Origin of the sequence: uncultured Stenotrophomonas sp. (assembly GCF_963519925.1) — a bacterium.
In the GTDB taxonomy this organism is placed as follows: Bacteria; Pseudomonadota; Gammaproteobacteria; order Xanthomonadales; family Xanthomonadaceae; genus Stenotrophomonas; species Stenotrophomonas maltophilia_AE.
Genome location: NZ_CAUQPH010000012.1, coordinates 1 through 20,522, shown reverse-complemented (window position 1 = coordinate 20,522; position 20,522 = coordinate 1). Strand labels below are relative to the sequence as shown.

The following is a 20,522-nucleotide window of genomic DNA, read 5'->3' as shown; positions in this document are numbered from 1 at the left end:
TCTTGTGTGCCTCCAGCGCAGTGCTACAACTTCCGCACATACCGCGCGCGCCCCTCCCCATGCACCACGCTCAGCGCGTTCACCTGCCCACGAGCATCCCGGTGGAACTCCACCTGCAGCCCATCGATTTCCGGTGATACGAACCGGTTCGGGCTGAGCGGCAGCACCTGGCCGTCGCGCGGTGTGCCGGCCATGCCCACCCGCACCGCGCCGTTGGCGACCTTCACCTGCAGCGCCGGGATGTCAAAGAAGTCAGCCAAGGCGCGGCGCTGGTCCATGGCAATACCGTCGTCGCGTTCGAACACGCCGGCGTAGTCCGCATAGCGGGCGTCGCTCAGGTCCAAGGCACCGGTGAGCACCGGCGGGTTCACGCCGCGGCCGATGGCGTCGCTCAGCGCGTTGCGGATCTCCGCCGCCAGCGCGGCGCCGTTTTCGCCATTGGTGAGGATGACGAAGCCGTCGCCGGTTTCCAGATAGCCCTCGATCCAGGCGCGGTAGCTGTCGTTGGAGCCGCCATGGTGGAAGATGCGGGCCTGCCCGGCGCCATCCAGGCGCGGCCCCAGGCCGTGCCAGCTGGGCGACACCTCGGTCATCATGTCGGTGGCGATGGCGCGTGGCAGGAAGTTGCCCTGGCCGCGATAGCTGGAGGTGAGCGCGGCGACGAAGGCGGCGAGGTCGTTGGCGCTGGTCCACAGGCCGGAGGCGCCCTGCTCGGGGAACGACTGCCAGCCACGCGGCAGTGCGGTGAGGGCGCCGTCACCGTCATGGGCCTTGGCGATGTTGCCGCTGCCCGCCTGCGGGTCGCTGTAGCGGCTGCGCTGCATGCCGAGCGGGACGAACACCTGCGCGCGGGCGATGGCGTCCAGCGGCTGGCCGGTCACGTCTTCCAGTACCTGCTGCTCCACCATCACACCGCCGCCGGAATAGTCGCCGCGCTCGCCGGGGGTGTGGAGCAGGCGCACCGGTTTGTTCTTCGCCGGGGCGATGCCGTCGAGTGTCTGCTGCAGGGTGGGCAGCGGTTCGCCGGGCAGGTAGTCGGCAAAGCCGTGCACGCCCAGCCCGCTGGTGTGCGACATCAGCATGCGCAGGGTGAGCTGCGGCGCGGGCACCTGCGGGGTGGCAGGCACCTTCCAGCTGCGCAGGTAGGTGGCGATGTCCTGGTCGAGCGCAAGCTTGCCGCCGGCCGCCAGCCGCAGCGTGGTGGCGGCGGTGACCACCTTGCTCACCGAGCCGACCGAGAACAGCGTGTCCGCATCGACGGCGCTGGCGGTGCCGGCCTCCCGGGTGCCGTAGCCGGCGCTGTGCACCAGCTTGCCGTCGCGCAGCACGGCGATGGCCACGCCGGGCACGTGGTGCTGGGCCATGCGCGCCTGCAGCGACCACCGGGGCAGTGCGGCGCCGGGTTGCAGCACGGTGGGGCGCAGGCCGTTGCCGAGGGCGCTGTCGATGGCGGCGTCGTGGCGATCAGCGGCGAAGGCGGACGTGCCCAGCAGCAGCGCCAGGGCGGTGCACAGGACGCGGGGGAAGAAGGCGTGGGCGTGTTCCATACGGACCTCTCGGCGTGGGCAGCGTGAAGCGGGGGCGTGCGGATGCACGCCGCTGGGAAAGCAGGGCGATGGGGCTTGGTGCGGGCAGCAGGGGGCCTTGGGTGGTCGGCGTCGGCCACCCGGTGTCGTTGCTGTTGGAAGATGCCTAGCGGCGGTCGGCGAGGGCGCCGCGTTGCACGAGGTAATCGCGCACGCGCGGGTTGCGGGCCTGGTTGAGCGGGGAGCGCCACTGGCCGGCGTCGGCCACTACGCCGAGGTTGACGTCGGCGCCGTGGTCGATGAGGAAGGCCACGGTGTCCACGTCGCCGGAGCGGGCGGCGTTGATCAGCGGGGTTTCGTCGTAGGGCACGATGCGGTTGACGTCGGCCCCAGCGGCGACCAGCCGCTCCACCACCGGCAGGTGGCCGCGTCGCGCGGCGGCGATGGGCGGGTTGCCATCGCCGGTGGCATGCAGGTCGGGCTGGGCGCCGAGGGCGAGCAGCGCGTCCACGGCGGTGAGCTGGCCGTTGCGGGCAGCCATGATGAGCGCGGTGCCGTCGCCGCGCACGCTGGTGTCCACCGCGGTTCCAGCGTTAATCAGGTGCTGGAGTTCAGCGACATCGCCATCGGCGGCGGCAGCGAGGAGACGCTCGGCGTTCGGCGATGCGTCACGTGCGGGCTCGTCGTCCACGACGCGCTGCGGGGCAGTGCCGAGGCGCGGGGTGGCTGCCACGGTGACGCTGAGGTGCCCGCCAAGGGCGAGCACGCACAGGCCGCTCCACAGCAGGCGCGTGGTCCAGGCGGTGCGGGCGGTGTCCAGGCGCAGCAGGTTGTCGATGCGCTGGGACAGGCCGCTGCGGCTGCCGGACATCGCTACGGCAAGCGGGGTGTTGCCGCGCGCAGGGGTGCCCAGGCCGCTGATGCCGGTGAGCAGGGAGTCGGCGTAACCGCGCCCACTGCCGCCCTGCGCGGCGGCGCGGGTGTCGCAGGCGATCTCGCGGGCCAGGTCCAGGCGCTTGCCGAGCAGGCGCAGGAACGGGCTCCACCAGTACACGGCGAGTACGACGCGCTGTGCGGCGGCGATCCAGAGGTCGTTGCGGCGGATGTGGGCGGCTTCGTGCAGCAGCAGGTCGCGCAGGGCGGCGGGGGCGAGTGTGTCGGCGAGGTGCGTTGGGACGAGGATGCGGGGGGCGAACAGGCCGACGACCATGGGGCCGGCGACGGAGTCGGAGCGCGCGACGGTGGTGGCGTAGGGGAGGTCGCGGCCGAGCAGGGCGTTGAGGTCCTGGGCGCGGCGGGAGGTGCGGTGCAGGGTGGAGGCTTGGGCGATGCCGCGCAGGAGTTGCAGCAGGGCGTAGGTGGTGCCTAGTAGCCAGAGCAGAGCCATTCCCTGCAGGAGGGTGGGTGGGTTGGTTGGGGTCGGTTGGTGGTGGGGGTGCGTGGGCCGACCAACGGTCGGCGCTACCGGTGCTTCCAGGCGTGGTGTGGGGGCTGACGTGTGTGGTGTGGTGGGCCGTAGGACCAGTAGTGGGGAGGTGGCTGCCAAGGCGAATGCGGCGCAGAACAGCCAGGAGCGGGCCTCGGCGCCCAGGCGGCTGCGGCTTACTACCAGCGTGGCCAGGGCGAACAGCAGGGCGCTGTGCCAGAGGTGTTGCAGGGCGAAGCTGGCGAGGGCCTGGGTCCAGTGCACGGTCATTTCGCTTTCCCCGGTTTGGCGGCGTCGTCCACGCGCTTCTTCAGCGCCTGCAGTTCGTCCGCGTCGATGTCGTGTTCCTCGATCAGGTGCTGGGCGAGCGCGCCGGGCGAGTCGCTGAAGAACGATTTGATCAGGTTTTCCAGCGCCTGCTTGCGCGCTTCAGCACGGCTGATGGCGGCGCTGTAGATGAAGGCGCGACCCTCGGCGCGGTGGTGCACCAGGCCCTTCTTGTCGAGCACTTTGAACATGGTGAGCACGGTGGTGTAGGCCACCGGCTTCTTCTTCGACAACTCCTCGGCCACCTCACGCACGGAGGCTTCCTTCTTCTTCCACAGCACTTCCAGGATGCGGCGTTCGGAATCGGTCAACGTGGGCGAAGGAGGGCGGGCCATGGGGCTTCTACTGGTTCTTTAGTTGATGGCTGCATCGTGCGCCCGCCGGGATCGGGGTGTCAACTATGTAATTAGTAATGGGACAGCCACGTCGGCTCTGGCGCGGATGTGGACAGGGGATGGCCATGGCGTGCAGGCGATGTCAGCGCAGCTGCGTTTTTGTTCACGGGAGGCGTGCGGGTGCTTCTTTAAGGTCGAACCCTCACTCGCACCACGAAGGTTTTCCATGACTGCATCGCGCGTTCGTCTGCACATCGAAGATACCGGCGGCACCGGCCGTCCCGTTGTACTCATCCACGGTTGGCCGCTCTCCGCGGAGTCTTGGCGTGCGCAGGTGCCGGTACTGAAAGCCGCCGGTTACCGCGTGGTGGCGTACGACCGCCGCGGCTTCGGCCGTTCGGACAAGCCTGCCGATGGCTACGAGTACGACACCCTGGCCGACGACCTGGCCGGCGTGCTGGAACAGCTGGACCTGCGCGACGTCACGCTGGTGGGCTTCTCGATGGGCGGTGGCGAGGTGGCGCGTTACATCGCCCGCCACGGCGAGCAGAGGCTGCGTAGCGTGGTGTTTGCCGCAGCCGTGCCGCCGTACATGCTCAAGACCGCGGATAACCCGGATGGTCCGCTCACCGAGGAAAAGGCCGAGCAGATGCGCATGGGGCTGGAGAACCATCGCGATGAGTTCTTTGAAGGATTCACCAAGGACTTCTTCAGCGCCAAGGGCGAGTTGAAGGTCAGTGAAAAGCAGCGGGAAGAGGCGGTGGCGCTGTGCAAGCAGTCCGATCAGACTGCTGCGCTGGGTTGCATGAAGGCGTTTGGCACGACCGACTTCCGCGAAGACCTGAAGAAGGTGACGGTGCCTACATTGGTGCTGCATGGTGACAGCGATGGCACGGTGCCGTATGAAGGTTCGGGCCGGCGCACGCACGAGGCGATCCCGGGCAGTGAGGTGGTTTTGATCCAGGATGCGCCGCATGGGTGCAATGCCAGCCATCCCGAGCAGTTCAATGCGGCGTTGGTTGCGTTCCTGGCGCGGTGAGGTAGGCCAGGTTGCAGAGATGGCGTGTGATACGCATGGCGTGTCGCTACGCGGAGGTGGGGCGCGTTCTGCGCGTTCCCGCCTTCTTCTTTTCATGGGTGAGTTGAATGCGCAAGACCACTACGCCGCCTTGGAAGAAGCCCAATCCCAAGGGGAAGAAGGGGCAGCCGCTGTCGACGTCGCAGAAGGAAGCGGCGCGGCAGAGGGCGGAGGAGAATGGCCGCGCCTATCCCAATCTTGTCGACAACATGTGGGCGAAGACGTTGCCGCGCGGGGAGTAAGGGCGGGAAAGCGCCGGATCGCCGTGTAGGGACACGCCACGCGTGTCCTGCTTTAGGCCGGCTTCGTTCAGCCACGCAGGGCGTGGCTCTACGCGACACCACGTCTCGCCCCGCCAAGTGCATTTGAAATCGACACCCCGTAGAGCCACGCCCTGCGTGGCTGAGCGCGACACCACGTAACGCCTCGTCCCCTGCGGGGCGGGATCACTGACGTGCCGCCGCGTCCTTCGCCGCGCTCAACGCCTGGTCCGCGCGCAGGAACACAGTGGTGGCAGGTTCCGCGATCTGCGTGGATGCCGTACCCAGCAGCAATGCGGCGCCGATGCTCTGGCTGAGGTCACGTGCAACCTGCTCGAACTTCGCCACGGTCTCGCTGGCATCGCCACTGCCCAGCATGGCAACAAACTCACCACTGCCGGTAACGCGATTGATGCTGTCACCCCGATCGGGCTGCAGGCAGCGCTCAAGCACCTGGTCCAGCTGCTGCAGCTGGCGATCCAGCCCCCGCTCGCCGAGACGTTGTGCCAGCGCGGAGAGATCTTGCAGTTCCAGGATCACCACGGTGAAGGCACCGGTGCCTTTGGCGGCCGGACCTGCCTCGCCGGCGCCGGCTTGGTCGATGATGGCGGCCACCTGCTGCTCACGTTCGCGGCTTCGGCTCTCCATCAGGGTCATGGTCAGGCGCGCCAGCGCCTGCAATGCGTCGCGCTGGGTAGAGTTCAGCTCGCGAGGATTCACGTCTATCACGCATACGCTTCCCACGGCGGCGCCGTCTTCGGTCACCAGCGGCATGCCGGCATAGAAGCGGGCGCCGATCTCCTTCAGCATCGGATTGTCGGCGAAGCGCGCGTCCAGGTTCAGGTCGCCCACTTCCATCAACTGGTCCGGTTGCCGGATCGCGTGATCGCACACGGCGACGTTGCGTTCGGTCTGGATGCTGTCCAGGCCGGCGCGGGCCTTGAACCATTGCCGCTCGCGGTCTACCAGACTTACGAGCGCCATCGGGGTGCCGCAGACGGCTGCAGCAACCTTGACGATATCGTCGTAAGCCGGCTCGGGCAGGCTGCCCACGATGTGCAGGGCGTCGAGCGCGCGCTGGCGCTCTGTCTCGTCGATGCGGGTGGAGCCTTGGATCATGCGGGTACCTTGAAAGCGTAGGGCATGGCCCAGCCTAGGACAGACGCAACCGGCACGGGTTAAGCCCGGGTAGAGGCAGGACTACGCGTTCACCCGCGCGTTCGGCTCCGCTGCCGCTCAGCGCTTGACCGCCAGCACGCCGTCCAGCGCCAGTTCGGCCTTGAAACCGGACTTCTCCAGGCGCTTGGCGACCTCACGCGGCACGTCGCGGCCGCTGGTGAGCTTGTTCGGCGCGCCGGTGTAATGGAACATGCGCCCGCCCTTGCGGATCACCCGCGCCAGCTGGTCGTAGAACACCTGCGAGTACAGCTCACCGGCGATGCCGAAGCGCGGCGGGTCGTGCAGGATCGCGTCCACCGAGCTGCTTTCGAGTGTTTCAATCGCCTGCGAAACATCGCCGTGGGTCAGCGACAGCCGACCACCGCTGCTGGCTGCGTCCGGGTCGGGCGACCACGGATTGAGGGTGCGCAGCCACAGCACGTCGGGGTTCTTTTCGAACGACTGGATGCGGCTGACCCCGGCTTCCAGGCAGCAGGCGGCGAAGTAGCCCAGACCGCCGCACGTATCCAGCACGGTCTTTCCAGCCGGCGCCACCAGCGCCACTTTGCGGCGCGCGTCCTCGTACGGCGACACCTGCGCGCTGGGCAGCATCTTGATGCCGTCGATCTCGAAGGTAGGTGCGTCCCACTCGGTGGGCACCAGTTTGATCAGCGCCGAACCGAAGCGCGATATCGCAAGGAACTCCTCGCCGTCCCAGTAGTACAGGGTGCGGTCCTTGGTCTTGCCAGGATAGGCGTAGGTTTCGCCCTTCCACTGCCAGCTGTCTGGGCCGAGCTGAGCGGTGCCGGTGGACCGTCCCAGATCGAGCGAGCCGCTCCATTCGGTGGCACCGGCATCGCGTGCGCGGACCAGGGCGTCAGCAAGGGGGCGGGCGAGCAGGGGACCGGTGTAATGGGGCACGGGAGCAGGACCGGCCACGCTGCAGGGCAGCCAGCCGCTTGAACGGGAAGGGGTGGGCATCGTAACCGAGATGGCGGCAAGGCGGGTTCAGCTGGGCGGCCCGGTGGGGTGGCATCAGTGAGCTTTTGCGCTGACCTGTTGTTGGGTGGGGCGCTGACGAGGAGGCAGGTGTTGCCCTGATCGTTGGCGGCTGCGCGGATTTGCACACTGCAGGGCATGGCTACTCACCACGACACCTGGCAAGCCGGCGGCGCGTTCTTCTTCAGCGCGCATCTGCGTGATCGCTCCAGCCGGTTGCTGGTGGAGCATGCGCAGGTGCTGGGCCTCGCGTTCCGCGTGGCGCAGCAGGCCTATCCCTTCCGGATCAATGCGATCGTGGTGCTGCCGAACCATCTGCATGGGGTGTGGACGCTGCCGACCGGCGACGAGGGTGGTCATCGGCGTTGGCTGCGCATCCAGGCGGTGTTCGACCGCCAGCTGCCCGGCCAACCTCCGCGCGCGATGGTGCGCCGCGATCGCAGCGTCCGGCCGTTGTGGCATGACCACTTCCGCGAACATCGGCTGCGGGATGCCGAGGACGTGCAGCGGCACGTTGCCTACGTGCACGACCTGCCGGTCGAGCAGGGGCTGGTGCGTGATGCGTGCGAGTGGCCGTACAGCTCGATCCACCGACGCTGCAACAGGGGGAGTGGGCCATGCTGAGCGTCCAGCTGTCATGCTCGCGCGGCGCGCGGTGCTGCAGTACCAGTGGGGTGGAAAGCGTCCATACGGGGGTATGGGCTGCTGGCTACCCGCTGGAGCGCGCCGGTGCCTGCACGGCTGGGCCGCACAGGGGAAGGGGAGTGCACCGGGCGGCGCACTGTGGGATGCAACGGACACGCCGGGGCTGGGGGCGGAGGGGAACCGCTCCGACGAGGCAACGCTGGCGTCAGCTGCATATCCGGGGCTCGCCGCTGCGGCGCGCCATGGGTGGAGCGCTCAGGGGCAGCTCACCTGGAACACGGGCCCGGCGCCGATGAGCACCAACGCCATGTAGTCGCTGTCCTTGTCCTTTCCCTTGAGCGTGGCACCGGGATTGAAGTGGAATATGCCGAAGCCGCCGGTAGGGCGTACCAGCGCCTTGTCGATCTGGTCGACGTCGTCCTTGAAGAACCGCGCGATGTCGGCGCGCGAGGAGACCTGCAGCGGGGTGGTGTCGCGTTGCCACTGGTCGTCGCGGTTGAAGGAGACGAAATATTGGCCTTGCTGCTGCTCGATGCGGAACTCAGCCGGTTTGCGTGGATGGGTGGAGAAACAGCCCAGCATCGGGTCGGAGGAAAGCATGCCGGGACCGTTGTCGCCATCGCGGCAGGCAGACAGCAGGAACGGCACGGGCAGCAGAAGCACGATGTGGAACAAGCGCATGACGGATCCCCCCCAGGGACAGGTGTTGGAACAGCTTGCACCGGGCATTGCGCAGGGCGTGTGCACGCGCGGCGATGCTGTAGGGTTGGGGCCATCCACGGAGCCTTCCCATGCCACAGTCCAGCGTCACGCCGCACCCGGCGTCTGACAGCGCAGCCAGCGCTGCTTCTCCCGCCGCTGCAACGCCTGTTGCACCTGCCGGCAACGTGCGGTGGCCGCTGTTGGGTGCGCTCAGCTGGCTGGTGGCGCCGGCGTTGGTGTCGGCTGCTTACGCGGCTGCACAGGCATCTCCTGAAGCAGCCCGGTTCCTGGTGGGGAATGCCGGGGTGGCGTTGGGCGTGTTGGCGTGTCTGATACTGGGATTGTTGTGCGCCATCGGTTCGCGGGTGCGGCGTGAGCGTTGGCCTTGGGTGGGGAGTGTCGGTGCTGTGATCAGTGCGTTGCCGTTGAAGCTTTACCTGTTGGGGATGCTGTTTCGGTTGTAGTGGGTGGGTGGAGCAGCCAGGCAGGGCCTGGCTCTACGGCGGGGTTGGGTCACCCAGTGCCGCGGTGGGCGGTGCAGGCGTCCAGGCAGCCTCAGTGGCGGTGGCGGTGGCGGCGCCAGGCGTTCCAGACGTGGGTGCTGGCCAGCAGCAGGCTGCCGGCTACGGTCATGGGGGTCTCGGCGTCGTGGCTGGGCCAGCCGGCGGCGCCGGCCAGGAGCAGCAACAGGCCGGTCGCTGCGCTGAGCAGGGCCAACGCAGGCAACGGGTGCTGGCGATTCGCCCGCCACAGCGCGAAGCCGGTGGTGGGGGCGGCGATGGCGACGAACAGGATGTGTACCCATTCCGCCTGTGCCCATACGCCCATCAACGGCAGGGCTGCTGCGAGCAGCGGCAGGGCGAGGCAGTGGAGCAGGCAGAGGGTGGATAGGGCGATGGCCCCGGCGTCGAGCAGGGCGGAGGTAGGTTTCATGGGCGCAGGGGGCTGGAGCGTTGGTGTTATATAGTAACATTGGCGCGGGCGTTGAAGCTGGCGCCTTCATGACTGGCGTTGTGAACCAAAGCCCTCGCACTAGAGCAGGCGCAGCTCCCATCCCTGTTCGGTAGCATCAAGGTGGTGGGTCAGCTGCACTGCATCCAGCAGCGCTTGGTCATGCGACACGATCACCACGCTGCCCCGGTACTGGTTGAGCATTTGTTCCAGCGCGGCGAGTGAGGCCAGGTCCAGGTGGTTGCCCGGTTCGTCGAGCAGCAGCAACTGCGGCGGGACCTCGGCGTAGAGCACTGCGGCGAGCGCGGCCTTGACCCGTTCGCCGCCGCTGAGGGTGGCCAGCGGGCGCAGGCTGCGCTCTGCATCCAGCCCGAGCAGGGCAAGCCGGGTACGCAGCGTGGCGTCGCTGGCCTGCGGGTTCGCGCGCTGCAGCAGTTGCAGCGCGGAGTCCTCGGCGGGCAATGACGACAGGCTCTGGTCGAGCAGGGCCACGCTTGCTGCGCGCTTGACCTCGCCTGCCAGCGGCGCGAGCGCGCCGGCCAGGACGCGCAGCAGGGTGGACTTGCCACTGCCGTTGCGGCCGCGCACGCCGATGCGATCGCCGCGTTGCAGGGTCAGGTCGATGCGCTGCCACGGCGGCAGCACCCAGGGCAGCGTCACCCCTGCGAGGGCGGCGACCTGCTGCGGGCCGGGCGCGGCCAGGCTGGGGCTTGGCATCGCAATCTGTACCGCAACATCGACGCCGGCTGCCGCTTCCCGTACCCGGGTGTCGGCTGCCTCACGGCGCTCCAGCTGTTGCGCCTGCAGCCGGCCGGCGCTGTTCTCGGCGCGGTTCTTCATGCCGCCAAGCAGGATCGGTGCCTGGTTGGCGCTGCGTGCGTCGCGCTGGGCGCGCGACTGGCGATGCTCTTGGCGTTCGCGCTGCTCGCGCAGGGCGGCCTGCTCCTGCCGCCGCTCGCGCCTGCGCAGGGCCAGCTGCGCTTCGGCGGCTGCCTGTTCGTCCTGCCGCTGCGCGGCATAGTGGTCGTAGTTGCCGCCGTAACTGCGCAGGCCGCTGGGGCTGAGTTCGACGATGCGCTGCATCTGCCGCAGCAGGGCGCGGTCGTGGCTGATCACGATGAGGCCGCCGCGCCATTGCGCCAGGGCGTCGATCAGGCGCTGGCGATGGGTGCTGTCGAGGTGGTTGCTGGGCTCGTCCAGCACCAGTGCGTCGGCGTCGGAAAGCAGGGCGCCGGCCAACGCCACCTGCATGGCTTGGCCGCCGCTGAGCCGGGCCGCCGGTGCGGCTGGGTCGAGGGGGGGAAGCCCAAGTCGCTGCCATTGCGCCTGCAGCTGCTCGCGCAGGGTCCAGCGCTCGCCCACCAGGGCGAAATCGTCCGGCGCCACGCTGCCGGCTTCAATGCGGTCCAGCGCATCCAGCACGGGGGCGACGCCGGCCAGGTCGGCGATGCGGCCGGGAAGCGTGCCACTGTGCTGGGCCAGCAGATGCACGTGGCCCTGCCGCTGGATGTGGCCGCGGGTGGGCGCGAGCTGGCCGGCCAGCAGCCGGCCGAGCAGGCTTTTGCCCACGCCATTGCGCCCGACCAGACCCGTGGGGGTGCCGTCGAAGTGGGCGGAAAGATCGGAGAAAAGCACCCGGCCATCGGGCAGGGTGTGGGTCACGCGGTCGAGCGTGAGAGCGAATGCGGTCATGCGACCTCCAGCAATGCCAAGGACTCCCCCTGCGGACAGGGCGGGAAGGAGACTGGCCGTCAGACGACGGCGGCATTACTGGCGCATGCAGGCACACCTCATTACGGGGACGGCTGGATGCCGCGCGCTGATGATAGCGCAGTCCTACTCCGCGATGCCGGCGGGTTTCTGCATGTCTTCCGGGGCCTTGCCGTACTGCTTGCGGCGCTCCTCGTGGAAGGCGATGAACTCGGCAGCGGGCAACGGGCGCGAGAACAGCCAGCCCTGGCCGAATTCCACCTGGCGCGACTGCAGGTAGGCCAGCTGCGCGGAGGTTTCGATGCCCTCGGCGACAGTGAACAGACCGAGGGTGCGGGCCATGTCGATGATGTGCGAGGTGACCGGGCTGGTGGCGCTGTGGGTGCCGATGGAGTCGATGAACGACTTGTCGATCTTGAGCGCATCCAGCGGCAGCTGCTGCAGGTACTGCAGGCTGGAGTAGCCCACGCCGAAGTCGTCGATGGCCACGCAGTGCCCGGCGCGACGGGCGGCGGCCAGCGAGGTGCGCGCGCCCTGGATGTCGAGGATGCCGCGCTCGGTCGCTTCCAGCCAGATCTGCTGGGGGTGGATGCCGGTGCCGACCAGCTTGCCGGACAGCACCTTCAACGCGCGCCCGCTGCTGACGTCGCCCGCCGACAAGTTGATGGCGATGTGCGCGCTGCGGTCGTGGATGAGCAGCTCGCGCATGTCGCTGAGCACCAGGTCCATGACGTGGTCGGTGAGCGCTTCGATCAGGCCGGTTTCTTCGGCGACCGGTATGAACAGGTCCGGCCGCACCTGGGTGCCGTCGGCGCGCGACCAGCGCACCAGGGCTTCGGCGCCCACGCAGATGCCGGTGTCCAGTTCGATGATGGGCTGGTAGTGCATGCGGAATTCGCGCCGGCGCACGGCGATGGCCAGTTCGTTGCGCAGCGACAGGCGCCGGCGCGACAGCCAGATGCCTGCGGCAATGGCCAGCACCGCGCCCACCGCACCGAGTGGCAACAGCTGCCAGAACTGCTGCTGGAAGGCGGTGGCCAGGCCTACGCACGGCGCGGTGGCCACGGCCAGCCATTCCTGGTCATGTGCGGTGGCGTACAGGGTGCGCGGGGTATGTCCGCTTTCCGGTTCGCGCAGCAGGCGGTGCAGCAGCTCGGGGTCGGGCATCGGCTGCTGTGCGATCAGCCGGCCGTCCGGCGTGGCCACGGCCAGGCGCACGTTCGGGTCGGCGATGACGTCGACGAAGCGTTCCGGGTCGATCAGGATGTCGTGGCGGCCCAGCTGCACCGACACCAGCGTGCCGGTGAGGTCGCCCGCGCCGGGGCTCACGCCCAGGGTGATGGCGGCGCCGTCGGCGGTGATGTGGTCCGGGGTGGGTTCGGGCACCAGTGCGTCGACCTGGCCCCAGGACGAACACTGCAGCCGGCCTTCGGCGAAGTAGCCGACCTGTTCGGCCGAGGTGGTGGCCAGGGCCAGGCTGCGCATCAGCCGGAGATGTTCGGGCGAGCAGGGCGGCAGGCCGGACTGGTTGAGCTTGCGCAGGGCCAGCAGGCCGCCTTCGTAGGCGCGGTGGGCGCGCTGCAGGGTCCGTTCGGCGGTGCCCTGCAGGCGATCCGCTTCAGCCACCTGGGCGCGGCTCCAGCTCACGTACAGCAGCGCGGCCATGGGCAGGATGGCCCCAAGCACGGCGGCGAGCGCGATGGCGGCGATGATGCTGACGCGCTTCAAGCGGACCTCTCTGCCGGTGGGGCGTGGGAATGAGCGCTATATGACCATCTGAGCCGACGCTTGGGAACAGGGCTTCCCGCACATTCCTGTCGGGTTTTCCCCAGTGTCGGCATCGGGCCGCCGAGGCAAGGTGAAGCCGACAGGTCCGGCGCCGGGTTCACCTGCGGTTCGCGCGCCCGGCAGGATGATCGCGCCACCATGAAGCCCCTGCTGCCCGCCGTGCTGGCCCTGCTGCCGCTGTTGATGCCCGGTACGGCCGCGGCGCGCACGGTGTACCGCTGCGTGCAGGGCAATACGGTGAGCCTGGCCACGGCGCCCGAGCCGGGGTCGAAATGCAAAGCGCAGCAGATTGACGACAGCGCGGTGCAGACACCCAACCTGTGGGGAAACATGGGGGTGTTCAGCGGCACCCTCTACGAGCGCGAGCAGGACGGGCAGCTGGTGTACTCCACGCGCAACCTGCCCGGGTCGCGGGTGTTCCTGAAGTTCACCGTGTCCACTCCGCCCGGCGAACCGGCGCACGAAGGGCTGGGCAAGGTCGGCGCCCCACAGCTCAACCGGCATGCGAAACAGTTCAAGGCCGCTGCGCGGGCCACCGGCGTGGACGATGCCTGGCTGCGCGCGATCGCGCATGCCGAAAGCAACTTCGATGCCGGTGCGGTGTCGCCCAAGGGCGCGCAGGGGGTGATGCAGCTGATGCCGGACACCGCCACCGAACTGGGCGTCGCCGATCCGTTGTCGGCCGAACAGTCGATCAACGGCGGCGCCCGCTACATGAAGGCGCTGCTGGTCCGCTACAAGGGCGACCGCACCCTGGCGGCGGCCGCCTACAACGCGGGCATTGGCGCGGTCACCCGGTACAAAGGCGTGCCGCCGTATGCCGAGACACTGACCTACGTGGAGAAGGTGAGCGCGCTGTACGTGCGCTACCGCGAAGCGATGGGGTTCAAGGCCGAGACGCCGGCGCGCTAGTGCGGCGGCAGGCTCAGTAGGAGAACAGCGGCCAGGTCGCGACGCGGCCCACCCGTTCCACCGCCGTCCGCACGTCGGCACGCTGTTCCATCTGTTTCCAGCGCGCATGGAAGTCCCGCTCGCCTTCCAGCACCGGTCCGGTGCGCATGTCCTGCAGTTCCAGCAGCACCTGGCCGCGCTCCATCGGGTCGGCCAGCTGCGCGATGAGTGCCTGCGCCGCTTCGTCCATGCGGTTGTCCGCGATCAGGGCATCGCGGTAGTGGCCGGGCGTGCGGGTCCGGTTTTCCTGCAGCACCTTCCACGCACGCTGCGCGGCATCGTCGTCGCGCAGCTGCCGCGCGACCATCAGCGACACCAGGGCATGGGTGCTGGCGCCATGCACGCTCATGTCGCCGTCCACGCCGCGCAGCACCTCGCGCGCCATCATCGGCTGGTGCAAGGCCATGTACATCGCGGCCAGGTTCAGACGCTGGCTGACCGCAGGGCCGCCGGCCACGCGCACGGCGATCCGCTGGTTGGCCACGGCGCGGTCGTTTTCCCCCTGTCGGCGCAGGGCGCGGCTGCGGGTGTCCAGCATCCAGGCCGCGGCGCCGGCTTCCGCGCCGGGCGATTCGGTGGCGGCATCGGCCACGGCGGCCAGCCGGTCGGTCATGCCGACCACGTCGCCGAGCTCGCCGGCAATCATCAGTGCGGTGGCGAGCTCCACGGCGGTGTCGTTGAGGCCAGGCCGGAGCATGGTCTCCACGCGCAGCCGGTCGATCTGCCGGCGCGCCGCCGCCACCGGGTCGAAGCGGGTGTCGTCCTGGCGCAGGTAGCGGTCGAAGCGCTTGTCGCTGCGCAGCCGCACCAGCGCGATGGGCGCATCGATGCGCTCCAGCGTGGCCGCTACCCTGTCGCCGTGACCCTGCTCGACCTGCAGCGTGGCCAGTACCGCCCACAGTTCCACCGGTTCGACGCCGTCGTTCTTCCAGTCGCTGTCGAACAGCGCCTGCAGCAGGGCGAGGCGCTTTTCCGGCAGGTCTTTCAGTTCACCGTCCAGCTGCCAGACCATCTCGTTGCTGATGTCCGGCGAGGCCTTGCTGTCGGCAGCACCGCGGATGACGCTGTCGGCGGCAGCCGTGGGCTGACCGTCGAACAGCTGGAACCAGGCCAGGCGCAGGTGCGCATAGGCGTTGTGCGGATGGATCGACAGTGCCTGCTGCAGGCGCCGGGTGGCCAGCGCGAAGTCCTTCTGTTCTGCCGCCACCATCGCCGCAGCCGCCCAGACATCGCTGCGCGCATCGGTGCCGAGCGTGGCCAGGCGCGGGTCGGCCAGCAGCCGCTCGAACATGATCGAGGCGCCGAGACTGTCCCCGCGCTGGGCCTGCTGCACCGCTTCGCCGACTTCGGCCTGGAACGCACGTTCGGGCCCGGACACAGCGGCGGTGGCGTCCACGCTCGCTGCGGCGGTGGTCGCCAGGGGCGCGGCGCACAGTGACAACAACAGGGCGAGCGCGCTGGCGGTGCGGCAGGTCATGCGGTGCTTCCTTGCGTGGCTTGGATCCCGATTGAAACCGGAACGCGGCATCCAGACAAGCCACGCACGCGGGACGCAGGGTTTGCAGGCGCGCGACAAGCGGCTAAGGTCATGACCCGAACGGCGGCAGGCAAGGAACGCGATGAGGCGTGCACGATGGACGATGGCGCTGCTGGTGGCGGTGGTGGTGGCTGCGGCATTGGCCTGGACCTTCCTGCGCACACCGGTGCTGCCGCCACCACCGCCGGGCCCCGCGCCGACCGCGCTGGGCTGGACCCCGGACATCTCCCTGCTGGCCGGTGACGGCGTCGGCGGCCTGCGCGATGGCGCGGGCGCACAGGCGCGGTTCGCGGACCCGTATGGGCTGGCGCGGGACGCGCAGGGCGTGCTGTACGTAGCCGATGGCGGCGACAACAACCGCATCCGCCGGGTATATCCGGACGGCCGGGTCGACACCCTGGCCGGGCAGGGCGAGGGCTGGCGCGATGGACCGGCGCTGCAGGCGCAGTTCAATACGCCGTCGTCGATCGCGCTGGATGCGGCCGGCAATGTCTTCGTGGCCGACACCGGCAACCATGTGATCCGCCGGATCGGCACCGATGGCAACGTCAGCACCATCGCGGGCGATGGCACCGCCGGCTACGCCGATGGCCCGGCGGCGCAGGCGCGATTCGATGGGCCGATGGGCGTGGCGGTGGATGACGGCGGCCGCGTGTTCGTGGCCGACACCTGGAACGACCGGATCCGCGTGATCGAGCCGGATGGCCAGGTGCGGACGCTGGCCGGCGGCGACGCACCGGGCAACGTGGACGGCGCCGGCGTGGGTGCACGGCTGGACACGCCGGTGGCGATCGCACTGGATTCGCACGGCAACCTGCTGATCGCCGACATGCTCAATGGCGCGATCCGTCGCCTGGCGCCTAACGGTACGGTGGATACGCTGCTGGGCCGGGACAGCCTGCTCAACGGGCCGATGGCGCTGGCGATTACCCATGATGACGTGGTGTACGCGAGTGATTTCGACGGCAAGGTGGTGCAGCTGTCCGCACTGGGCCATGCGCTGGTGCTGAGCGGCGCGGCGTCGCAGCCGCGCTTCTCGCGACCGGCGGGGTTGGTACTGGATGCGGAAGGTGGGTTGTATCTGTCGGACGCCGCGTCGTACCGCGTGCACCGGTTGCGCGCGCTGTCCGCCGGTGCCACGCCGGTACCGGCGCTGATCGGTCCGGCCGCGGATGCGCCACTGCCCGACACCGGCGGGCGCTGGCCGCTGGCACCGCAACTGGGCTGGCATGAGGTGGTGGGCACGCTGGGCGAGGTGCGCGGCAACTTCAGCGGCGAGAGCCGGCACCACCTGCACGATGGCTTCGACATCCGCGGCGACGTGGGCCAGACCGTGCTGGCGATCGCCGACGCCAAGGTCAGCAGCCCGTACTCGAGCTGGGCGGTTGGCGGGCAGGGCGAAGGCCTGTCGCTGGACCGGCTGCGCTACATCCACATGAAGGTGGGCCGCGATGCGCGCGACCGCGCGTTCGACGCGCGCTGGCCGCAGCTGCGCGACCTGGACGGAAAACTGGAACGGGTGCGGGTGCGCCGGGGGACGCGCTTCAAGGCCGGCGAGCCGCTGGGCAGCATCAACCGCATGGCCCACGTGCACCTGAGCGTGGGTGCCAGCGGTTTCCAGCGCAACGCGGTGGCACTGGGCTTCGTGGACTACGCCGATACGTTCGCACCGCGCATTGCCGAGGTGGCGTTGCTGGATGACCTGGACCAGCCGATCAAGGCCGGGCCGGACGGCCGCGTGCCGGTGCCGCGCGACGGTCCGGGCGTGCAGATCGTGGTGGAGGCCTGGGACCAGGTGGACCGCAACCTGCCGCGCCGCCGGCTGGGCGCCTACCAGGTGGGTTACCAGGTCCTGGATGCGGCCGGCACGCCGCTGGCCGGATACGAACAACCGCGCTTCAACATCGTGTTCAACCGCATGCCGCGCGAGAACAGCGCCACGGTGGTGGCGTATGCGCCGGACAGTGGCATCACCGTACATGGCAGCGCGGTCACGCGCTTCCGCTACCTGGTGACCAATACCGTACGCGATGGCCTGGTGGAAACCGGCCGCTGGCGGCCCGACGCGTTGCCCGCGGGCGATTACATCATTCGTGCCAGCGCCCGCGATTACAGCGGAAACGAAGCGGTGGGCGCACGCGAGCTGAAGGTGTCGCTGCGGTAATGCATCAAGCGCCCACGCGCACCCGCTCGGCATCCATGTCGGCCACCGGCCGCACTTCGATGCTGCCGAACCGCGACCACGGGAACTGCTCGGCGATGCGCATCGCGTCCTCATGGTCGCGCGCATTGATCAGGTTGAAGCCGGCCAGCAGTTCGCGGGTTTCGGCAAACGGACCATCGGTAACCCGCGCCTGCGAAGCACGGGTGCGCAGCGTGCGCGCCTGGTCGGTCGGCTCCAGCCGCTGCGCCAGTACCAGGGTGCCCTGGGCTTCCAGCGTGTCGGCGTGCTGGATGCAGCCGCGCATGATGCGGTCGTACTCCTCGGCCGGCACGTCCTGGAGCAGGGTGGGGTCGATGTAGATCAGCAGCAGGAATTGCATGGCCGGGGCCCACGGTGCGGGGGAGCGGACATGATGCCCCAGCCTGCGCGACAAGCCTGTTGCAGTGCAGCGCCACCCGCCCGTTCAGGGCTGGGGGCGACGCCCGTTGGCGGGATCGAAATATTTTTTGGCGGGCGTGTCGATTTCCGGTCCACTGGGGCGTCGTAACCAGTGAAGGGCCCGCCAACCGGGCCGGCAACGAGGACAACGCGATGAAAGTCATGGTGATCGTGAAGGCGACCGAGGCCACCGAGGCCGGGGTGCTGCCCAGCGAGGAACTGTTGAGGGCGATGGGCGCCTTCAACGAAGAACTGGTCAAGGCCGGGATCATGCTGGCCGGCGATGGCCTGCGGCCCAGCCGCCACGGCCGCCGGGTGGCGTACACCGGTGACGCGCCGCAGGTGATCGACGGGCCGTTCGCGGAAACCCGCGAGCTGGTGGCCGGGTTCTGGCTGTGGCAGGTGCGCTCGGTGGACGAAGCGACCGAATGGCTCAAGCGTGCCCCGTTCCTGCCCGGCGACGTGGTGGAGATCCGCCCGTTCTACACCGAAGCCGATTTCGGTGAAGCCTTCACTCCCGAATTACGCGAGCAGGAACAGCGTCTGCGCGAGCGTATCGGCCAAGCCGATTGACCCACCCAACGCCATTTGGAGATTCCCATGAAACTGATCCCGTTCCTCGGCTTCAACGGCCAGACCCACGACGCCATGGCGTTCTACGCCCAGGTACTCGGTGGCAAGGTCACCTCGGAAATGAAGTACAGCGACATGCCGCAGGACGACACGATGGAAGGCTGCGGCGATGCCCCCGGCCCGGTCGACCCGAACCTGGTCGCGCACAGCCAGCTTGAAGTGGGCAGCGCGATCCTGATGGCCGCCGATGGCCCGCCCTCGGAGGGGCAGGGCACCACCACCATCAACATCGAGGTGGAGTCGGTCGAAGAAGCCGAGCGCGTGTTCGCGGCGCTGTCCGAAGGCGGCACGATCACCGTCCCGATCGGCGAAACCTTCTGGGCCAAGCGCTGGGGCATGCTGCAGGACCGCTACGGCAAGCCGTGGATGGTCAACTGCATGAAGCCCTACTGATCACAGGAAACCCATCATGTCCGACATGCCCCAGATGATCTTCGTCAACCTGCCGGTTCGCGACCTCGAAAAGAGCAAGGCGTTCTTCACCGCGCTGGGCTTCGCGCCCAATGCCACCTACACCGATGACAAGGCTGCCTCCTTCAACATCAGCGACACCATCATGCTGATGCTGCTGCTGGAGGACTTCTTCGCCACCTTCATCAACCGCCCGATCGGCGATGCACGCGCACAGGCGCAGGTGATCCTGGCGCTGTCCTCGCCCAGCCGCGCCGCGGTGGATGAGACCCTGGAAAAGGTGCTGGCGGCGGGCGGCAAGGAACCGACCGAGGCGCGCGACTATGGCTTCATGTACCAGCGCAGCTTCGAGGACCCGGACGGCCACCTGTGGGAAGTGGCACACATGGACGGCGAACCCGGCTGACGCCCGCTCCCGCGCCGCAGCTTGTGCGGCGCGGAGGGGGATGCTCTGATTCGCGGCATGGATGCTGGCCTGACACAACGACTGGATACCCTCTGGCGCATGGAGTCGCCGGTCCTGATCGCACGCCTGGCGCGGATGCTGGGCGGCGATATCGGGCGTGCCGAAGAACTGGCCCAGGACACCTGGCTGGCCGCGCTGGAGCGATGGCCAGCGCAGGGCGTCCCGGACAATCCGGGAGCGTGGTTGATGACCACCGCACGCAATCGCGCCATCGACGTACTGCGCCAGCACCAGCGCGTGGCCGGCCAGCACGCGCAGTGGGGCAGCGAACTGGAGCCGCAGCCGCTGCCGTTGCCCGACGACAGCGACGCGCTGCAGGACGATATCGGCGATGACCTGCTGCGGCTGATGTTCGTGGCCTGCCACCCGGTGCTGTCGGCCGATGCGCGGGTGGCGCTGACCCTGCGCCTGCTGGGCGGGCTGACCACCGAGGAGATTGCCCGCGCCTTCCTGCAGCCGGAACCCACCATCGCCCAGCGCATCGTGCGCGCCAAGCGCACCCTGGCGGCAAAGCAGGTGCCGTTCGAAGTGCCGCGCCAGGCGGCGCTGCCCGAGCGGCTGGGGTCGGTGCTGGCGGTGGTGTACCTGATCTTCAACGAAGGCTATGCGGCCAGCAGTGGCGATGACTGGATGCGCCCGGCCCTGTGCGAGGAAGCGCTGCGGCTGGGCCGTGTGCTGCAGCAGCGCCTGCCGGCCTGGCCGCAGGTGCACGGCCTGCTGGCGTTGATGGAACTGCAGGCCTCGCGCGCGGCGGCACGGGTGGATGCGCGTGGCAACCCGATCCTGCTGCCGGAGCAGGACCGCACGCGCTGGGACCACCTGCAGGTGGCGCGCGGACAGGCCGCGCTGCAGCAGGCGCTGGCGCTGGGCGGGGCCGATGATGGCTATGTGCTGCAGGCGGCGATTGCCGACTGCCATGCGCGGGCACGCCGCAGCGAGGACACCGACTGGGCGCGCATGGCCGCGTTGTATGCGCGGCTTGCGCAGGTGCAGCCCTCGCCGGTGGTGGAACTCAAC

General features: G+C 68.9%; 21 protein-coding genes. 10 read left to right on the top strand and 11 right to left on the bottom strand.

Annotation, left to right across the window (positions count from 1 at the left end):
- Nucleotides 1-23: 23 nt before the first annotated feature.
- The 3 genes from RWO33_RS04180 to RWO33_RS04170 all read right to left on the bottom strand — a co-directional run bounded on the left by RWO33_RS04180 (nt 24) and on the right by RWO33_RS04170 (nt 3,614).
- Nucleotides 24-1,547 carry a serine hydrolase domain-containing protein gene (locus RWO33_RS04180; protein WP_314102417.1) on the bottom strand — a complete coding sequence of 508 codons (1,524 nt, stop codon included), beginning with the start codon at nt 1,545-1,547 and terminating at the stop codon, nt 24-26.
- 145 nt (nt 1,548-1,692) lie between these two features.
- Nucleotides 1,693-3,222 carry a M56 family metallopeptidase gene (locus RWO33_RS04175; RefSeq protein WP_314102415.1) on the bottom strand — a complete coding sequence of 510 codons (1,530 nt, stop codon included), beginning with the start codon at nt 3,220-3,222 and terminating at the stop codon, nt 1,693-1,695.
- Nucleotides 3,219-3,614, bottom strand: a complete 396-nt coding sequence (locus tag RWO33_RS04170) for a BlaI/MecI/CopY family transcriptional regulator (protein WP_145481340.1) — start codon at nt 3,612-3,614, stop codon at nt 3,219-3,221. The genes RWO33_RS04175 and RWO33_RS04170 overlap by 4 nt, the downstream gene beginning before the upstream one ends.
- Before the next feature lie 226 nt (nt 3,615-3,840).
- Between RWO33_RS04170 and RWO33_RS04165 the strand changes: the two genes are divergently transcribed.
- Both RWO33_RS04165 and RWO33_RS04160 read left to right on the top strand, forming a co-directional pair.
- Nucleotides 3,841-4,653 carry an alpha/beta hydrolase gene (locus tag RWO33_RS04165; protein WP_314102487.1) on the top strand — a complete coding sequence of 271 codons (813 nt, stop codon included), beginning with the start codon at nt 3,841-3,843 and terminating at the stop codon, nt 4,651-4,653.
- Between the two features lie 107 nt (nt 4,654-4,760).
- Complete coding sequence (locus tag RWO33_RS04160; protein WP_314102412.1) at nt 4,761-4,934, top strand: hypothetical protein; 174 nt, start codon at nt 4,761-4,763, stop codon at nt 4,932-4,934.
- A 204-nt stretch (nt 4,935-5,138) separates the two neighbouring features.
- Here the strand turns inward: RWO33_RS04160 and RWO33_RS04155 are convergent, their stop codons facing one another.
- Both RWO33_RS04155 and RWO33_RS04150 read right to left on the bottom strand, forming a co-directional pair.
- Nucleotides 5,139-6,071 carry a GAF domain-containing protein gene (locus RWO33_RS04155; protein ID WP_314102410.1) on the bottom strand — a complete coding sequence of 311 codons (933 nt, stop codon included), beginning with the start codon at nt 6,069-6,071 and terminating at the stop codon, nt 5,139-5,141.
- 117 nt (nt 6,072-6,188) lie between these two features.
- Nucleotides 6,189-7,091, bottom strand: a complete 903-nt coding sequence (locus RWO33_RS04150; RefSeq protein ID WP_314102408.1) for an MnmC family methyltransferase — start codon at nt 7,089-7,091, stop codon at nt 6,189-6,191.
- Nucleotides 7,092-7,247: 156 nt separating this feature from the next.
- Here RWO33_RS04150 and RWO33_RS04145 point away from each other — a divergent pair, with 156 nt between their 5' ends.
- A complete protein-coding gene (locus RWO33_RS04145; protein ID WP_314102405.1) occupies nt 7,248-7,733 on the top strand; it encodes a transposase in 486 nt (161 codons plus the stop codon).
- 276 nt (nt 7,734-8,009) lie between these two features.
- Here the strand turns inward: RWO33_RS04145 and RWO33_RS04140 are convergent, their stop codons facing one another.
- Entirely contained in the window at nt 8,010-8,435 is a 426-nt protein-coding gene (locus RWO33_RS04140) for a hypothetical protein (protein ID WP_314102403.1), read from the bottom strand.
- 110 nt (nt 8,436-8,545) lie between these two features.
- Here RWO33_RS04140 and RWO33_RS04135 point away from each other — a divergent pair, with 110 nt between their 5' ends.
- Complete coding sequence (locus RWO33_RS04135) at nt 8,546-8,920, top strand: hypothetical protein (protein ID WP_314102401.1); 375 nt, start codon at nt 8,546-8,548, stop codon at nt 8,918-8,920.
- Between the two features lie 91 nt (nt 8,921-9,011).
- Here the strand turns inward: RWO33_RS04135 and RWO33_RS04130 are convergent, their stop codons facing one another.
- The 3 genes from RWO33_RS04130 to RWO33_RS04120 all read right to left on the bottom strand — a co-directional run bounded on the left by RWO33_RS04130 (nt 9,012) and on the right by RWO33_RS04120 (nt 12,845).
- Entirely contained in the window at nt 9,012-9,389 is a 378-nt protein-coding gene (locus RWO33_RS04130) for a MerC domain-containing protein (protein ID WP_314102399.1), read from the bottom strand.
- A gap of 99 nt (nt 9,390-9,488) precedes the next feature.
- Nucleotides 9,489-11,099, bottom strand: coding sequence for an ABC-F family ATP-binding cassette domain-containing protein (locus tag RWO33_RS04125; RefSeq protein ID WP_314102397.1), 1,611 nt, complete (start codon nt 11,097-11,099; stop codon nt 9,489-9,491).
- A gap of 144 nt (nt 11,100-11,243) precedes the next feature.
- The gene (locus tag RWO33_RS04120; RefSeq protein ID WP_314102396.1) at nt 11,244-12,845 is read right to left on the bottom strand and encodes an EAL domain-containing protein; all 1,602 of its coding nucleotides are present in this window, start codon (nt 12,843-12,845) and stop codon (nt 11,244-11,246) included.
- A gap of 198 nt (nt 12,846-13,043) precedes the next feature.
- Between RWO33_RS04120 and RWO33_RS04115 the strand changes: the two genes are divergently transcribed.
- Nucleotides 13,044-13,817, top strand: coding sequence for a lytic transglycosylase domain-containing protein (locus RWO33_RS04115; protein WP_145481357.1), 774 nt, complete (start codon nt 13,044-13,046; stop codon nt 13,815-13,817).
- A gap of 13 nt (nt 13,818-13,830) precedes the next feature.
- On the opposite strand, the gene RWO33_RS04110 is transcribed toward RWO33_RS04115, so the two are convergent.
- Nucleotides 13,831-15,333 carry a tetratricopeptide repeat protein gene (locus RWO33_RS04110; protein WP_314102394.1) on the bottom strand — a complete coding sequence of 501 codons (1,503 nt, stop codon included), beginning with the start codon at nt 15,331-15,333 and terminating at the stop codon, nt 13,831-13,833.
- Nucleotides 15,334-15,475: 142 nt separating this feature from the next.
- Here RWO33_RS04110 and RWO33_RS04105 point away from each other — a divergent pair, with 142 nt between their 5' ends.
- Entirely contained in the window at nt 15,476-17,557 is a 2,082-nt protein-coding gene (locus tag RWO33_RS04105; protein WP_314102392.1) for an NHL repeat-containing protein, read from the top strand.
- Nucleotides 17,558-17,561: 4 nt separating this feature from the next.
- Here the strand turns inward: RWO33_RS04105 and RWO33_RS04100 are convergent, their stop codons facing one another.
- Nucleotides 17,562-17,936, bottom strand: a complete 375-nt coding sequence (locus RWO33_RS04100; protein ID WP_314102390.1) for a YciI family protein — start codon at nt 17,934-17,936, stop codon at nt 17,562-17,564.
- Nucleotides 17,937-18,148: 212 nt separating this feature from the next.
- Between RWO33_RS04100 and RWO33_RS04095 the strand changes: the two genes are divergently transcribed.
- The 4 genes from RWO33_RS04095 to RWO33_RS04080 form a co-directional block, all read left to right on the top strand.
- Complete coding sequence (locus tag RWO33_RS04095; protein WP_145481361.1) at nt 18,149-18,568, top strand: YciI family protein; 420 nt, start codon at nt 18,149-18,151, stop codon at nt 18,566-18,568.
- A gap of 27 nt (nt 18,569-18,595) precedes the next feature.
- Entirely contained in the window at nt 18,596-19,021 is a 426-nt protein-coding gene (locus RWO33_RS04090) for a VOC family protein (RefSeq protein ID WP_314102388.1), read from the top strand.
- A 13-nt stretch (nt 19,022-19,034) separates the two neighbouring features.
- Nucleotides 19,035-19,445 (top strand): VOC family protein, encoded by a 411-nt coding sequence (locus tag RWO33_RS04085; protein ID WP_314102485.1) that lies wholly within the window; start codon nt 19,035-19,037, stop codon nt 19,443-19,445.
- Between the two features lie 57 nt (nt 19,446-19,502).
- Nucleotides 19,503-20,522 (top strand): sigma-70 family RNA polymerase sigma factor (locus tag RWO33_RS04080; RefSeq protein ID WP_314102386.1); only part of this gene is annotated, 1,020 nt, incomplete at its 3' end.

Bases quoted from the DNA above. Each gene is read 5' to 3' on its own strand.
- RWO33_RS04110 (WP_314102394.1), bottom strand. From the start codon at position 15,333: ATGACCTGCCGCACCGCCAGCGCGCTCGCCCTGTTGTTGTCACTGTGC.
- RWO33_RS04150 (WP_314102408.1), bottom strand. From the start codon at position 7,091: ATGCCCACCCCTTCCCGTTCAAGCGGCTGGCTGCCCTGCAGCGTGGCC.
- RWO33_RS04180 (WP_314102417.1), bottom strand. From the start codon at position 1,547: ATGGAACACGCCCACGCCTTCTTCCCCCGCGTCCTGTGCACCGCCCTG.
- RWO33_RS04175 (WP_314102415.1), bottom strand. From the start codon at position 3,222: ATGACCGTGCACTGGACCCAGGCCCTCGCCAGCTTCGCCCTGCAACAC.
- RWO33_RS04160 (WP_314102412.1), top strand. From the start codon at position 4,761: ATGCGCAAGACCACTACGCCGCCTTGGAAGAAGCCCAATCCCAAGGGG.
- RWO33_RS04105 (WP_314102392.1), top strand. From the start codon at position 15,476: ATGAGGCGTGCACGATGGACGATGGCGCTGCTGGTGGCGGTGGTGGTG.
- RWO33_RS04155 (WP_314102410.1), bottom strand. From the start codon at position 6,071: ATGATCCAAGGCTCCACCCGCATCGACGAGACAGAGCGCCAGCGCGCG.
- RWO33_RS04145 (WP_314102405.1), top strand. From the start codon at position 7,248: ATGGCTACTCACCACGACACCTGGCAAGCCGGCGGCGCGTTCTTCTTC.
- RWO33_RS04130 (WP_314102399.1), bottom strand. From the start codon at position 9,389: ATGAAACCTACCTCCGCCCTGCTCGACGCCGGGGCCATCGCCCTATCC.
- RWO33_RS04140 (WP_314102403.1), bottom strand. From the start codon at position 8,435: ATGCGCTTGTTCCACATCGTGCTTCTGCTGCCCGTGCCGTTCCTGCTG.
- RWO33_RS04135 (WP_314102401.1), top strand. From the start codon at position 8,546: ATGCCACAGTCCAGCGTCACGCCGCACCCGGCGTCTGACAGCGCAGCC.
- RWO33_RS04100 (WP_314102390.1), bottom strand. From the start codon at position 17,936: ATGCAATTCCTGCTGCTGATCTACATCGACCCCACCCTGCTCCAGGAC.
- RWO33_RS04115 (WP_145481357.1), top strand. From the start codon at position 13,044: ATGAAGCCCCTGCTGCCCGCCGTGCTGGCCCTGCTGCCGCTGTTGATG.
- RWO33_RS04165 (WP_314102487.1), top strand. From the start codon at position 3,841: ATGACTGCATCGCGCGTTCGTCTGCACATCGAAGATACCGGCGGCACC.
- RWO33_RS04095 (WP_145481361.1), top strand. From the start codon at position 18,149: ATGAAAGTCATGGTGATCGTGAAGGCGACCGAGGCCACCGAGGCCGGG.
- RWO33_RS04170 (WP_145481340.1), bottom strand. From the start codon at position 3,614: ATGGCCCGCCCTCCTTCGCCCACGTTGACCGATTCCGAACGCCGCATC.
- RWO33_RS04125 (WP_314102397.1), bottom strand. From the start codon at position 11,099: ATGACCGCATTCGCTCTCACGCTCGACCGCGTGACCCACACCCTGCCC.
- RWO33_RS04090 (WP_314102388.1), top strand. From the start codon at position 18,596: ATGAAACTGATCCCGTTCCTCGGCTTCAACGGCCAGACCCACGACGCC.